The following is a 13,128-nucleotide window of genomic DNA, read 5'->3' as shown; positions in this document are numbered from 1 at the left end:
TTCCTATCTGAGCTTCAGGGTCGACAGGCCGACCAGCGCCAGGATCACGGCGATGATCCAGAATCGGATCACCACCTGGCTTTCGGTCCAGCCGAGCTTTTCGAAATGATGGTGGATCGGCGCCATCAGGAACACCCGCTTGCCGGTCATCTTGAAGTAGCCGACCTGGATGATGACCGACAGGATCTCCACGACAAACAATCCGCCGACGATGACCAGCACGATCTCGTGCTTGGTGGCGACCGCCACCGTGCCGATCAGGCCGCCCATGGCCAGCGAACCGGTGTCGCCCATGAAGATTGCCGCTGGCGGCGCGTTGAACCAGAGGAATCCGAGGCCGGCGCCGATGACAGAGCCCAGCACGACCGCCAGTTCACCGGTGCCGGGAACAAAATGGATCTGCAGATATTCGGCGAACACCGCGTTGCCCGAGAGATAGGCGATGACGCCGAAGGACGCCGCCGCGATCATGATCGGCACGATCGCCAGGCCGTCGAGGCCGTCGGTCAGGTTCACCGCATTGCCCGCGCCGACGATGACGAAGCAGGAGAACGGAATGAAGAACCAGCCGAGGTTGATGATGAACTCCTTGGCGAAGGGGAATGTCAGCGACGACGAGAACGGCGCCTGGCCATTGTGCATGATCGCCCAGGCGGCGATGCCGGCAATGACGAATTCGAGCGCCAGCCGTGCCTTGCCGGAGAAGCCGAGATGCGACTGCTTGGTGACCTTCAGATAGTCGTCATAGAAGCCGATCGAGCCGAAACCCAGCGTCACCAGCAGCACCACCCAGACATAGATGCTCGACAGGTTCGCCCATAAAAGCGATGAGCCGATGATGCCCGACAGTATCATCAGGCCGCCCATGGTCGGCGTGCCGGCTTTCTTGAAATGCGTTTGCGGTCCGTCGGCGCGGATCGGCTGGCCCTTGCCCTGGCGCAGCCTGAGCGAATTGATGATGGTCGGCCCAAAGATGAAGACGATCAGCGCCGACGTGATCAGCGCCCCGCCAGTGCGGAAGGTGATGTAGCGGAAGACGTTGAAGACGGAGACCTTGTCCGCGAAATCAACCAGCAGTGTAAACATGCGCTTTAGTCCCCCGACTTGACCTAGGTCAGTTTGCTGGTTGTCGTTTCAGCCGGGAACTTGCCCAGCAGCGCATCGACCAGTTTTGCAAAACCGATGCCCTTCGACGATTTGATCATCACCACGTCGCCCGGCCTCAGCGCGGCAAGCAGCACCGGCTTCAGTTCCTCGACGCCGGCGCGGTATTCCGTCTTGATGTCGCCCGGCAGCGCTTCCGCCAGCGCCCGCATTTCCGGCCCGCCGAGAAAGACGGTCTGGGTGCCGGTGCCGACGATGAGATCGGCCAGTGCGGCATGCAGCTTGGCCGAATGTTCGCCGAGTTCGAGCATGTCGCCGAGCACGGCGATGCGGCGGCCCTCGCCCGTCACCGGCGTTGCGTTGAGCAGCGCCATGGCAGCCGCCATCGAGGCCGGATTGGCGTTATAACTCTCGTCGATCAGCGTGATAGAGCCACCGGGGTGGCCCGAAGCCGAGCCACCGGGATGCCGCAGCACATGGCGTTTTCCGCGGCCGCGCTCGGCCGAGAGATCGACAAGGGCCAGTGCTACCTTGTCGAGGTCGGCGCCGACCAGCTGCGCCGCGCCCAGCACCGCCAGCACGTTCTGAACCATGTGCCGGCCGGGCGCACCGATACGGGCGATCATATCATGGCCGCCAATCCTGGCGGCGATGTCGGAATGGTCGGCATGCAATTCGCATTTGGTGAGCTTGAAGGTCGAGCGCGCATTCTCGCCGAAGCCGTAGACATGCTCGACGCCGGCGGCATGCGCCATCTTGTCGAGGAGCTTGAAGCGCGCATCGTCGCGGTTGAGGACAGCGGCACCTTCGGGCTCCAGCCCTTCGAAAATCTCGGCCTTGGCCTTGGCGATCTCGTCCAGATTGCGGAAGAAGCCGAGATGAGCGGCCGCGATCATGGTGACGATGGCGACATGCGGCCGTACCATCTTCACCAGCGGCCGGATCTCGTCGGGATGGTTCATGCCGATCTCGAACACGGCATAATCGCAATCGGCGGGCATGCGTGCCAGGGTCAGCGGCACGCCCCAATGGTTGTTGAAGGACTGTGCCGAGGCGTGCACCTTGCCGACCGCCGAAAGCACATGGCGCAGCGCTTCCTTGGTGGTGGTCTTGCCGGCCGAACCGGTGACAGCGATGATTTTGGCAGCCGAGCGGGTCCGCGATGCGACGCCGAGCTTTTCCAGTGCGACCAGTACGTCCTCGACGACGATGATCGGCGCCGTCAGCCGGCCGAGCGACGGCAGCTTGCCTTCCGCCACCACCAGCACGCCGGCGCCTGCCTTGATGGCCGCGGTGGCGAAGTCGTGGCCGTCCATGGCCTCGCCCTTGATAGCGAAGAAGGCGTCACCCGGCTGCAGGCTGCGGCTGTCGATCGAAATGCCCGATATGCCTTCGGGCATGGGCCCAAGAGGCCTCCCGTCCATGGCGGCCACCAGCGCCTCGGAGGTCCACAGCAAACTCATGCGGCACGCTCCCGCAAAGCGGCGCGGACTTCCTCATGATCTGAAAAATGCAGGGTTTCGGAGCCGATCGTCTGGCCTTCCTCATGGCCCTTGCCGGCCACGATCAGCGTGTCACCGGCATGAAGCATGCCGACGGCCTCGTGGATCGCCTTGCGCCGGTCGCCGATCTCGATGGCGCCTGGAGCAGCGGCCATGATGGCGGCGCGGATCGTTTCGGGCACTTCGGAGCGCGGATTGTCGTCGGTGACGATGACGACATCGGCAAGCCGGGTCGCGATCTCGCCCATGATCGGCCTTTTTCCCCGGTCGCGGTCGCCGCCGCAGCCGAACACGACCATGACGCGGCCCGTCGTGAACGGGCGCACCGAAGCCAGCACATTTTCCAGCGCATCGGGCTTGTGGGCATAGTCGACATAAACCGGCGCGCCACTGGCGGTGGTTCCGACGAGATCGAGCCGGCCCGGCGCGCCCTTCAATTTCTCCAGGGACATCAAGGCCTTGGCGACAGGCGTTCCCGTGGAAATGGCAAGCCCCGCTGAAACCAGCGCGTTCGAAATCTGGAAATCGCCGGCCAGCGGCAGGTCGATCTCGTAAAGCACGCCCTCGGCCTCCACTTCGGCACGCTGGCGATGGCGTTCGTGCTCGACGCGCTTCAGCGTGAGGAAATCGCCATGGCGGCCAACCGTCAGCACGTCGAGCCCGGCGGCCCGCGCCGCCTGGATGGTCGGCGCCGACCACGGGTCGTCGGCGAAGATCACCGCCGGCGCGCCTTTCGGCAGCAGCGTGTCGAACAGGCGCAGCTTGGCGCGGTGATAATCCTCGATCGTCGGGTGGTAATCCATATGGTCGCGGCCAAGATTGGTGAAGCCGCCAGCCGCCAGCTTCACGCCGTCAAGCCGGCGCTGGTCGAGGCCGTGGCTGGAAGCCTCCATCGAAGCGTGGGTGACGCCGGCATCGGCCAACTCCTTGAGCAACTGGTGCAGGGCGACCGGATCGGGCGTGGTCAGCGAGCCATATTCGTTGCGCCCTGGCGCCACCACGCCGGTGGTGCCGATCGAAGCAGCGGCATAGCCCGCCTGCTCCCAGATCTGCCTGGTGAAGGCGGCGACCGATGTCTTGCCGCTGGTGCCGGTCACCGCCACCATGGTTTGCGGCTGTATGCCGAAATAGCGGGAAGCGCTCAGCGCCAGCGCCAGGCGCGGATCGTCGACCGCCAGCACCGGAACCGGCAATCCCGCAACGGAACCGCCTTTGCCTGTCACGATCGCAAGCGCGCCACGCCTGGCCGCGTCGGCAGCGTAGGCCGCGCCGTCCGCCTTGGTACCGGCGAGCGCAAAAAAGACGACGCCGGGCTTTACCTGCCGGGAATCGGACGAAATCCCGGTAACCTCCAGATCGGCGGAAGCTGTTCCTTCGACTGGCAGGACACCGGCTAGATCTCTGAGCTTCATCGAGTTCCGTTCACCGCAATAAAATAGCGCGCAGTCGCCGGCGCGCCCCAAGAATCACTCATAGGAAACCAACGTTGCACCATTTTCATGGCTGAAATCTGGTTTCACGCCAAGCATGGCCGCGGAACGCCTGATGATATTGCCGGCCATAACCCCCGCATTCGCGGCCGCGACGTCCGTCATGCCAGGCTTTTCAGGGTGCGGGGCGTCGGCAATCGTGAAGACGAGGTATTGCGGATCGTCCATCGGGAAGGCGGCGACGAACGTGTTGAAATTCAAGTCCTTCGAGTAGCGGCCGTTGATGACCTTCTCGGCCGTTCCGGTCTTGCCGCCAACGCGGTAGCCGGGGACTCTGGCGTTTCTGGCCGAGCCCTTCTCGGCGTTGAGCGAATAGAGGTAGCGCATGCCCTCGACCGTTTTTTCGCTCACCACCTTCTTGGCGGTGGCCATCGCTTCCGCCTGCGTACGCACCAGGAAGGTCGGGTTCATCAGGAAGCCGCCATTCATCAGCGCCGCGCAGCCGACAGCTGCCTGCAGGGGCGTCGTCGATACGCCGTGGCCGAAGGCGATCGTGAACGAATTGACCTGTTTCCAGACCTTCGGTTCAGTCGGGCGGGCGACTTCCGGCAGTTCGGTCTGCATCCTCTCCAGAATGCCCAGGCGATGCAGGAATTCCCGGTGCCCCTCGATGCCCACCAATTCGGCCTCCCTGGCCGACCCGATGTTGGACGAATAGAGGAACACTTCCGGCAACGACAGCACGCGGTTCTTGCCGTGGAAATCGTGAATGGCCTGATGGCCGACCCGGATCGGATGCGAGGCATCGAAACGGCTATTCATCGTCGCCTTGCCGGAATCGAGCGCCATCGCCGAGGTGAAGCTCTTGAAGGTCGAACCCATCTCGTAGAGGCCCGCCGACATCCGGTTCAGCCGGTCCTTCTCCTGTGCATTGTAAGGATTGTTCGGATCGAAATCCGGCACCGAGGCCATGGCCACCACTTCGCCGGTCTTGACGTTGAGCACGACGGCGCCGGCGCCCAGGGCGCGATAGCGCTCCAGGCCGGCGGCGATCTCGTCGCGCACCACATGCTGGACGCGCAGATCGATCGAAAGCTTCACCGGCTTGAGATCCTTGGCCACCGCAAGGCCCGACGCCTGCAGGTCGCTCAGGCCCTGCTCGTCGATATATTTCTCCATGCCGGAGATGCCCTGGTTGTCGATGTTGGTCAGGCCGACAATGTAGGACGAGGTCTCGCCGCTCGGATAAAAACGGCGCTTTTCCGTGCGAAAGCCGAAACCGGGAATGCCGAGCTGCATGATATCGGCCTGCTGCTTGGGCGTCAGCTGCCGCTGCAGCCAGACGAATCCGGCGCCGCTCTTGAGCTTGTGATAGGTCTGCTCGTAATCGATCTCGGGCAGCACGGTCGACAGTTTCTCGATCGCCTCGTCGGCATCGACGATGCGGCGCGGCTCCGCGAACAGCGACGCTGTCTTGATGTCGGTCGCTAGCACTTCGCCGTTGCGATCGACAATGTCGGGCCGCGAGGCGGTGACCCGGCTCTGCGGGCCGCCCGACAGATCAGGCGTCTGGAAGCCGAGATAGACCAGCCGGCCTGAAATGGTCGAGAAGATGCCGAAGAACACCGCCATCGTCATCACGATGCGCGCCTTGCCCTTGCCGCCTGTCGCCTTGCGGGCGCCCTCAACGACGATCGATCCGTCCTCACCCGTCCTGGCGCGACGCCTCAGCAGTTTGCCGATCATTGGGCGATGCCTCCGGTCACGACGGGATCCTTGTCGCCCGCGGGCGCCTTGTCCGAATTGTCGGCCATGGCGCCCTGGCGTCCGTTCAGGATGTCCTGGATATCCAGGGCCTTGGCCGGCAGATCGCCCAGGCCCACGATCTGGCGTGCGCTGACCGGCTCGAGCGCGAGCTGCGACTTGTAGAGTTCGGTGAGCTTCTGCAGCCGCGACGGCTGGGTGAGCAGGCTCCAGTCGGCCTTGAGCAGGTCGATCGTCTCCTCCTCATAGCGGATCTGGGTATGGATTTTCTGCACCGCCGCCAACTGATCCTCGGCCTCGCGCTTGGTCTTGTAGGTCAGGGCCGCCGCCGAAACCATGACGGCGATCAGGACAATGTCGCTGGTACGGAACACGTGCTTACCTCTCCCCCGGCAGATTGATGCCGGGAAGTTTTGGAAGGCCGAAAATCGAAAAATCGCCGGCACGCGCCGGTGCCTCGGTGCGGATCGCCGCGCGCAGCCTGGCCGAACGGGCACGCGGATTGGCCGCGGTCTCGGCATCACCTGGCGTCACGCCGCCGCCAGCCTTGCGGAAGGTCGCGGTGCGCGCCTGCGCCTCGGGCAAATGGCGTGAGCCGGTGGCGACGTCGGCCCGGTCGGCGATGAAACGCTTGACGATGCGGTCTTCCAGCGAATGGAATGTCACCACCACCAGGCGCCCACCCGGCTTCAATGCGCGTTCGGCCGCGAACAGGGCCTTGGCCAGTTCGCCAAGTTCGTCATTGACGTAGATGCGCAGCGCCTGGAACACGCGGGTGGCAGGATGGATCTTGTCCTTCGGCGCGCGGCCGATATGCGTCTCGATGGCGTCCGCCAGTTCCAACGTGCGCTCGAACGGCCGTTTTTCACGGCGCGCCTCGATCATGCGGGCGATGCGGCCTGCGTGGCGCTCTTCGCCGAGGAAGCCGAAGATGCGGGCAAGGTCGCCCGGCTTGAAGCTGTTGACGACGTCGGCGGCGCTGAGACCCGCCTGCGCCATGCGCATGTCGAGCGGCCCGTCGGTGCGGAAGGAAAAGCCGCGCCCGGCCTGGTCGAGCTGCATGGAGGACACGCCAATGTCGAGCACGACGCCGTCGACACTTTCGACATGTTCGTCAAGCGTCGAGAACGGTGCCTGCACCAGTCTCAGCCTGCCGCCCGATTGCGCCTCGAGATCGCGTCCGGCCGCGATGGCGTCGGGATCGCGGTCGATCGCCACGACCGAAGCCCCGGTCGCCAGAATGGTTTTTGTGTAGCCGCCGGCGCCAAACGTGCCGTCGATGATGATGTCGCCCGCCGCCGGCGCCAGTGCCTCGAGCACTTCGCCAAGGAGGACCGGAATGTGGCGGACCGGTCCGCCAACGGCGTGCCCACCTACAGCGTGAGGAAGGTCATCGCCGTGGCCCACCGTCATTCCGGTCGCTCCCCAGGCTTCGTCCCCTGCCGAAGCTGCAAAAGCCGGGCCCGCGCCTGCGCCCCATAGGCCGCAAGCCGCCCCGGCTCCCAGATCTGAAAGAAATTGCCACGCCCGACAAAGGCCACCTCCGCCGAGATGCCGGTGTGCTCGCGGATGAAATCGGTCATCGTGATGCGGCCGTCCTGATCGAGTTTCAGGAAGGTCCCGTCGCCATGGCAGAAGAAAGACATGTCGTCCGCCGTCTGCAGGAACGGATCTTCCTGTGCGATGCGCTGCTCGTAGCGGTCGAGCAGGTCGAGCCCGCCGACATCCATCGCCGGCAGGTCGAGGCAGCGCAGTGCGTAGAGTTCCGAATAGCCGCGTTTCTGTACGACGGCGCGGAAATGCGCCGGAACGGACACCCGTCCCTTCGCATCGATCCTGCTCACCGTGTTCGACAGAAACCGGTCCATTAAACGTTACAGCCGCTTGCGCCGCCGCACCCCTCTTCATCGTCTTGCACGCGCCGCCGCAGCGCGTTCCCTGCCCCGCATCAGCCGTGTCCACACAGGCAAAAATCGGCAAAAGCGCAGCCGCCGCGGCTGCCCGATTGGCGTACGCTTTACACTGACGCGGAACGAAGGCTTTGATGTCTGAATGGGATATCATGGGGCACTATGGGCGTCAACGGGAATAGGCTTCACAAACACGCGCATCGCGACCAATCCGAGCAGCCTTGACGGCACGTCTCGTCTTTATGGATCATTAAGCCTAACGAAGCGTTTAGAGCCCTCTGGCCCAAAAGACTTGGGCTTGCCGCGCATCACCCGCCCGCATAGCGTCGAGCAACGCATTCCGCCCAAAAACAAGGATCGAGCTCATGTCCGAGACGGCAAAGTCACGCGCCGCCGAACTGTCCCATTTGCGCAGCCGCGATTTCGCCAACGGCGACCCGATCCCCTTGCCGCTCACCATGGCTTCGATCTTTCACACACCGGGCGTCGAGACCGGCATCGATCAATATGGCCGCTACGACAACCCGACCTGGCGCGCCGTGGAGCATGTGCTCGGCCATCTGGAAGATGCGCAATGCGTGAGTTTTCCCTCAGGAATGGCTGCGATTTCGTCGGTGTTTTTCGCGCTGCTGAAATCGGGCGATCGCGTGCTCCTGCCCGCGGACGGCTATCACGCCACGCGTGCGATGGCCGAACGCTTCCTGAAGCCGCTAGGCATAGTTTGCGACACCAGGCCGACGCCGACCTTCCTCGACGGCGGCTTCGCGGGCTATTCGCTTGTCTTCGTGGAAACCCCGTCCAACCCGCGGCTGGACATCTGCGACATCTCGGCCATCGCCAAGGCTGTCCACGAACAAAGCGGGGTCCTTGTCGTCGACAACACGACGATGACGCCATTCGGCCAACGTCCGCTCGACTTCGGTGCCGATATCGTCGTCTCCGCCGACACCAAGGCGGTCAACGGGCACTCGGACGTGCTGTTCGGCCACGTCGCCAGCCGCAACGCCGACATCGTCACCAGGGTGACGGACTGGCGCGCAATGGCCGGCGGCATTCCCGGACCGTTCGAGGCGTGGCTGGTGCATCGCGGCCTCGAAACACTCGAGGTGCGCTTCGACCGCATGTGTTCTTCAGCCGAAACGATCGCGCAACGGCTGAAGGAACACCGCGCGGTGCGTGGCCTGCGTTTTCCCGGTTTGAACGGCGACCCCTCGCACAACCTAGCCCGCGCCCAGATGGAGCGCTTCGGCTTCCTCATTTCCTTCGAACTCGCTTCGGAGGAGAAGGCCGAGGATTTCATCAACAATTGCCCACTGATAGAGGCCGCCACCTCCTTCGGCGGCGTCCATACCTCGGCCGAGCGGCGTTTGAAGCGAGGCGATGCGGTGCCGCCAGGCTTTGTCCGCCTTTCGGTCGGCTGTGAGCCGGTGGAAGAACTGTGGAAGGCTATCGAGACGTCGCTGGACAGGATCAGCGGCTGACGGACCTGTCACTCACCGAGGTCGTCGGCCTCGATGTAGTCACCGATGCTTTCGAGATCGACCAGTGCCTGAGGAAGCAGGCGGTATTTCACTCCTGAAAGCCTTTGATCTGGGCCATCTTCAGGTATTTGGCGCGCAGTCGTTCCATGATTGGCTGACCGTCCTGCGCAGGTCCGCTGTCGATCCCTTCCTGCACCAGTTTGCGCAATTCCTCGACCGTGTAGCCGAGCAGGTCGCGACGATCCTTCCACTGCCGCAGCGCGTCGCGGATGACCTCGCTCGCCGAGGCGTACTCCCCTGCCGCGACCACATCGTCCACCGCTTGCGCCAGTTCCGGTGAAAGCGTGATGCTGCGCTTGTCGACCTGTCCCATGATGGGCTCCTGATATCGTTCTCGAACCATGGTACGATTTAATCGCACCAGCTTCAAGCGATTGGCCTAGGCTGGGTCTATGGGCAAACAGCTGAAAAGGCTTGAATCGACAGGCGCGCCCGAGGGCGCAACCTGCTGATCTCAAAGGATTTCTTTCGAGGCGAAACTGCCAGCTGGCCTGTAAGCCGGGTTCTGTATGGCCCTCGGCCCTTGCGGGACGAGAACGTGGCGGCCATTCATCTTGGGCGCATGTTGCCATGCGCCTCACGCAACCTACCCGGACGGTGAGCCGGAAACAGCCCTCGAGGGTTTCCCCTCGCACCGCCCCTATTCGGTTTTGCTCCCGGTGGGGTTTACCGTGCCGCTCCTGTTGCCAGTCGCGCGGTGGGCTCTTACCCCACCCTTTCACCCTTACCCCGACAAAGTCGCGGCGGTTTGCTTTCTGTGGCACTTTCCCTGGGGTCGCCCCCGCCGGCCATTAACCGGCACCGTGTCTCCATGGAGCCCGGACTTTCCTCACTCGCGGCCTTTCGGCGTTTGCGAGTGCGGCCGCCCAGCCAGCTGGCAAGGCGTATAAAGGGGTTCAGCCGGGAAAACGCAAATGAAAAAGCCGGCTTATGCGCCGGCTCTCGCAACTTGCAGTCAAAGCGCCGCCATCTGAACCTTGACCTTGCTGCAATAGGCGGCCGAGATCGGGTTCATCCGCGTCGCGGCATGGCCGGCATTGTATTTCAGGATCGTGCCGCAGGTCGTGCCGCCGCCAAGGTTCTGCGCCAAGGCGAGGTACTTCATGCCGTATCTGATGTTGGTGTCGGGATCGAACAGGCCTTTGGCCGAACCGTTGTAGCCCATCATCCGCGCCGTCGCCGGCTTGATCTGCATCAGGCCGATCTCGCCGGCGCCGCCGACCATGTTCGGCCGGTAGTTGCTCTCGATCTTGATGACGGCGTGCGCCAGCGACACCGGAACGCCGTAGCTTGCCGCATAGCGGGCGACGATCGCGGAATACTGGCCGCCGCTGGCCACCGCCGCCGTCGACGCGGCGACATTCCTGAGGCCGATCGAGGCCGTTGTCGTCATGTCGATGGTCTTGCGGCCACGCTTTGTCTGCCTTTTGGAGGCGGATTTCTGCGCTTTGGCCCAGCTGGCCTTTTCCACCTTGGCGGAAGCCTGCTTCGTCGTTGCCTTCGCACTCTTGCTGCTTTTGGCCGAAATGGCCTTGCCCTTGGTGGTCGCCGTGACGAACCCCTGATCGGCCCGCGGGCTCAACGGCGCGGCGTCAGCCGCACTGAAGGCAAAAGTCATTACGCCGGCAGCAAGAGCTGCCGTTACAACGGTCAATTTCTGCATGTGATCCTGTTCTGTCTGGACCGTTCGAAGATCTTCGCACGGCGCGGCTTGATTACTATCGGAACATCCGGGGGGAAAGACGTCCGACAAACTGTACGAATTGCCCTTTGAAGCCCGAATTGGCGCCAATGAAGGCGGGGCAAGTCACTTTGAGTGACAGTTTGTAACCTGATTCAGGATAAGATTACTTGGGCAGCGCCTTGACCTGAGGTCAACGGCTTACGGAAGCAAGCAGTTTTTGCAGCGTGCGCATCGTCGAGCCGTCGGCCAGCCCGTCGACCAGGCGGGGTCGGAAATGCCGTTGGAAGGCCTCGACGACGATCCGTGTCTGGTGGTCGAAAACGCCCGATATCTCAACACCATAGCCATAGAGCGCCAGCATCGACTGCAGTGCTTCGACATCGGCACCGTTGTCGCCGGGCTTCAGCGCGGCTCCGCGCCTGACGGGGGCGGCCGGTACGAGATGGCCGACACCGGCCTCGAACAGAGCAGCCCACGGGAACTTCTCGCCCGGATCGATCTTGCGACCCGGTGCCACATCGGAATGCGCCAGCACGCGCGTGGCGGGGATGGCATGCCGCCCGGCAATCCCCTTGCACAGGCCGATCACCGCATTGATCTGGCGCCGGCGGAAGCCGGGATAGCCCAGCGAATGTCCAGGATTGACGATTTCGATGCCGACCGAACAGGAATTGATATCGGTGCGCCCGAACCAGGAGCTCTTGCCGGCGTGCCACGCGCGATCGCTTTCCCTGACCATCTGCACGATGTGGCCGTTCTCATGGACGAGATAATGCGATGAGACTTCGCTCGCCGGATCGCACAGCCATGCCTCGGCCCCGGCCCCTGTCGCCATGCCGGTATAGTGCAGCACGATCATGTCGGGCTTCAGCATATCGCGCCTTAGACCGAAATTCGGCGACACCCTGACCTCGGCACTCGGCTCGTCGGGCAGGAAGCCGCTCATACGTGCCGCAGGCCCCGCTCGATCATTTCATAGGCGGCGTTGATCGCGGCGACCCTGGTCGTCGCGATCTTGATGAATTCCTGCGGCAGGCCGCGCGCGATCAGCCGGTCCGGATGATTGTCGGAAACCAGCTTGCGATACCGCTTCTTGACCTCCTCGAACGGCTTGCCGCGCTCGATGCCGAGAACGACATAGGGATCGCCCGCGCCAAGATTGACGTGGCGGGCCAGGATCGATTCGTAATGCGCTTCGTCGATGCGGAATATCTCGGCGATACGGTGCAGGAAGATGCCTTCGCGCTCATGCACCAGCCCGTCGGCCTTGGCGATATGGAACAGGCCGTCGAGTATGTCTTCCAGCATGACGCAATTGGAATGCCCGGAACCGCACAGCTGTGCCATTCGCTCGGCATAGGTTTCGAAACCGGCCACGTCCTGCTGGGCGAGATCGAACAGACGCGCAACGTTGCGCGTCTCCTTCGGCGGCACTTCGAATATTTCCTGGAAGGCGCGCACCTCGTCCTGGGTGACGATGCCGTCTGCCTTGGCCATCTTGGCCGACAGCGCGATCATCGCCACCGAGAAGGCGACGCGGCGGCGCAGATCCGCATCGCCGGAAAACACTGTGCGCACAGCCTCGACGACGTCGGCAACGCCCGACGTCGCTGAAGACGATACCCGTGTGATAAACTCGCCGAGACGGTCCCAAATCGACATGGCCCGCTTCATAGAGCCAACCGGTCCCCCCTATCAAGCCAATAACGGCTGCTGTCCGGGTCTGGGAACGAGACCCGCCTTGTCGGTCCGATAGCCGCCTTCACGAGAAAAGGCCGGCATGATGCCGGCCTTCCTCCCAAGACACGCTTTACAACTTACAGACTACTGCGCGGGCGCAGGAGCAGGCGTTGCCGGAGCCGGCTCGGCGGGCTTGGTCGAATTGTCAGCCGGCGCCGCGGGCTTCATCGGCTGTTCCGCGGCCGGCGGATTGGTGCTCTGCGTCGTGGTTTTGTCAGTGCCGCTGTCGCTGCAGGCCGCGACGCCCAGCAGGGCAAGGGCGGACACGGAAGCCAGAATGAGCTTTTTCATCACATCTCTCCTTCAACACACGCTCACGTTGCAGTGAGCGGTCGAAGGGGAAATGCACCACCCGGCCATCAGTTTCATAACGTTGCGTTTCCGCATGTAACATCAACGGGATACGTTGCTGCCGGCGCGTTGGCGCATTAACAACGAAAGCTGGAAACGAAA

Annotated in this window: 13 protein-coding genes and 1 other RNA gene; 1 reads left to right on the top strand and 13 read right to left on the bottom strand. The window is 63.3% G+C overall.

The genetic code is table 11. From position 1 onward, the window contains the following. Positions 1–3 precede the first annotated feature (3 nt). From mraY to mraZ, 7 genes are read right to left on the bottom strand one after another with little or no spacing between them, the layout of a single operon-like run. On the bottom strand, positions 4–1,086 hold the full coding sequence (gene mraY, locus AC07UC_RS17755) for a phospho-N-acetylmuramoyl-pentapeptide-transferase (protein ID WP_126069560.1): 1,083 nt from the start codon (positions 1,084–1,086) through the stop codon (positions 4–6). Positions 1,087–1,109: 23 nt separating this feature from the next. Then, positions 1,110–2,567: a UDP-N-acetylmuramoylalanyl-D-glutamyl-2,6-diaminopimelate--D-alanyl-D-alanine ligase gene (locus tag AC07UC_RS17750; RefSeq protein ID WP_494906892.1), complete on the bottom strand. Its 1,458-nt coding sequence runs from the start codon at positions 2,565–2,567 to the stop codon at positions 1,110–1,112. Further along, positions 2,564–4,018 (bottom strand): UDP-N-acetylmuramoyl-L-alanyl-D-glutamate--2,6-diaminopimelate ligase, encoded by a 1,455-nt coding sequence (locus AC07UC_RS17745; protein ID WP_494906891.1) that lies wholly within the window; start codon positions 4,016–4,018, stop codon positions 2,564–2,566. The genes AC07UC_RS17750 and AC07UC_RS17745 overlap by 4 nt, the downstream gene beginning before the upstream one ends. Before the next feature lie 54 nt (positions 4,019–4,072). Beyond that, entirely contained in the window at positions 4,073–5,782 is a 1,710-nt protein-coding gene (locus AC07UC_RS17740) for a peptidoglycan D,D-transpeptidase FtsI family protein (protein ID WP_056573290.1), read from the bottom strand. Further along, positions 5,779–6,174 (bottom strand): cell division protein FtsL, encoded by a 396-nt coding sequence (ftsL, locus tag AC07UC_RS17735; protein WP_140775793.1) that lies wholly within the window; start codon positions 6,172–6,174, stop codon positions 5,779–5,781. The genes AC07UC_RS17740 and ftsL overlap by 4 nt, the downstream gene beginning before the upstream one ends. Positions 6,175–6,178: 4 nt before the next feature. Further along, positions 6,179–7,213, bottom strand: coding sequence for a 16S rRNA (cytosine(1402)-N(4))-methyltransferase RsmH (gene rsmH / locus AC07UC_RS17730; protein WP_494906890.1), 1,035 nt, complete (start codon positions 7,211–7,213; stop codon positions 6,179–6,181). Beyond that, complete coding sequence (gene mraZ, locus AC07UC_RS17725; protein WP_056573299.1) at positions 7,210–7,668, bottom strand: division/cell wall cluster transcriptional repressor MraZ; 459 nt, start codon at positions 7,666–7,668, stop codon at positions 7,210–7,212. Before mraZ ends, rsmH begins: the two co-directional genes overlap by 4 nt. 407 nt (positions 7,669–8,075) lie before the next feature. Here mraZ and AC07UC_RS17720 point away from each other — a divergent pair, with 407 nt between their 5' ends. Next, entirely contained in the window at positions 8,076–9,191 is a 1,116-nt protein-coding gene (locus tag AC07UC_RS17720) for a cystathionine gamma-lyase (RefSeq protein ID WP_494906889.1), read from the top strand. Between the two features lie 88 nt (positions 9,192–9,279). Here the strand turns inward: AC07UC_RS17720 and AC07UC_RS17715 are convergent, their stop codons facing one another. From AC07UC_RS17715 to AC07UC_RS17690, 6 genes are all read right to left on the bottom strand, one after another. Then, the gene (locus tag AC07UC_RS17715; protein WP_140775790.1) at positions 9,280–9,564 is read right to left on the bottom strand and encodes a type II toxin-antitoxin system ParD family antitoxin; all 285 of its coding nucleotides are present in this window, start codon (positions 9,562–9,564) and stop codon (positions 9,280–9,282) included. Between the two features lie 165 nt (positions 9,565–9,729). Further along, positions 9,730–10,129, bottom strand: an RNA gene (rnpB, locus tag AC07UC_RS17710) — RNase P RNA component class A. 77 nt (positions 10,130–10,206) lie between these two features. Next, entirely contained in the window at positions 10,207–10,914 is a 708-nt protein-coding gene (locus AC07UC_RS17705; RefSeq protein WP_494906888.1) for a lytic transglycosylase domain-containing protein, read from the bottom strand. 211 nt (positions 10,915–11,125) lie between these two features. Beyond that, positions 11,126–11,881: an N-acetylmuramoyl-L-alanine amidase gene (locus AC07UC_RS17700; protein ID WP_202326990.1), complete on the bottom strand. Its 756-nt coding sequence runs from the start codon at positions 11,879–11,881 to the stop codon at positions 11,126–11,128. Continuing rightward, the gene (locus tag AC07UC_RS17695) at positions 11,878–12,597 is read right to left on the bottom strand and encodes a J domain-containing protein (RefSeq protein ID WP_140775787.1); all 720 of its coding nucleotides are present in this window, start codon (positions 12,595–12,597) and stop codon (positions 11,878–11,880) included. The genes AC07UC_RS17700 and AC07UC_RS17695 overlap by 4 nt, the downstream gene beginning before the upstream one ends. Positions 12,598–12,759: 162 nt before the next feature. After that, a complete protein-coding gene (locus tag AC07UC_RS17690; protein WP_027044745.1) occupies positions 12,760–12,966 on the bottom strand; it encodes a hypothetical protein in 207 nt (68 codons plus the stop codon). Positions 12,967–13,128: the final 162 nt, after the last annotated feature.

It is taken from the genome of Mesorhizobium sp. GW821-FHT04C10 (assembly GCF_059420305.1).
Note: the sequence above shows the minus strand (reverse complement) of the source record. Positions and strands in the feature narration are given on the sequence as shown.

What these genes read in the sequence shown, in the direction of transcription:
- mraY (WP_126069560.1), bottom strand. Translation starts at nt 1,086, where the DNA reads ATGTTTACACTGCTGGTTGATTTCGCGGACAAGGTCTCCGTCTTCAAC.
- AC07UC_RS17750 (WP_494906892.1), bottom strand. Translation starts at nt 2,567, where the DNA reads ATGAGTTTGCTGTGGACCTCCGAGGCGCTGGTGGCCGCCATGGACGGG.
- AC07UC_RS17745 (WP_494906891.1), bottom strand. Translation starts at nt 4,018, where the DNA reads ATGAAGCTCAGAGATCTAGCCGGTGTCCTGCCAGTCGAAGGAACAGCT.
- AC07UC_RS17740 (WP_056573290.1), bottom strand. Translation starts at nt 5,782, where the DNA reads ATGATCGGCAAACTGCTGAGGCGTCGCGCCAGGACGGGTGAGGACGGA.
- rsmH (WP_494906890.1), bottom strand. Translation starts at nt 7,213, where the DNA reads ATGACGGTGGGCCACGGCGATGACCTTCCTCACGCTGTAGGTGGGCAC.
- mraZ (WP_056573299.1), bottom strand. Translation starts at nt 7,668, where the DNA reads ATGGACCGGTTTCTGTCGAACACGGTGAGCAGGATCGATGCGAAGGGA.
- AC07UC_RS17720 (WP_494906889.1), top strand. Translation starts at nt 8,076, where the DNA reads ATGTCCGAGACGGCAAAGTCACGCGCCGCCGAACTGTCCCATTTGCGC.
- AC07UC_RS17715 (WP_140775790.1), bottom strand. Translation starts at nt 9,564, where the DNA reads ATGGGACAGGTCGACAAGCGCAGCATCACGCTTTCACCGGAACTGGCG.
- AC07UC_RS17705 (WP_494906888.1), bottom strand. Translation starts at nt 10,914, where the DNA reads ATGCAGAAATTGACCGTTGTAACGGCAGCTCTTGCTGCCGGCGTAATG.
- AC07UC_RS17700 (WP_202326990.1), bottom strand. Translation starts at nt 11,881, where the DNA reads ATGAGCGGCTTCCTGCCCGACGAGCCGAGTGCCGAGGTCAGGGTGTCG.
- AC07UC_RS17695 (WP_140775787.1), bottom strand. Translation starts at nt 12,597, where the DNA reads ATGTCGATTTGGGACCGTCTCGGCGAGTTTATCACACGGGTATCGTCT.
- AC07UC_RS17690 (WP_027044745.1), bottom strand. Translation starts at nt 12,966, where the DNA reads ATGAAAAAGCTCATTCTGGCTTCCGTGTCCGCCCTTGCCCTGCTGGGC.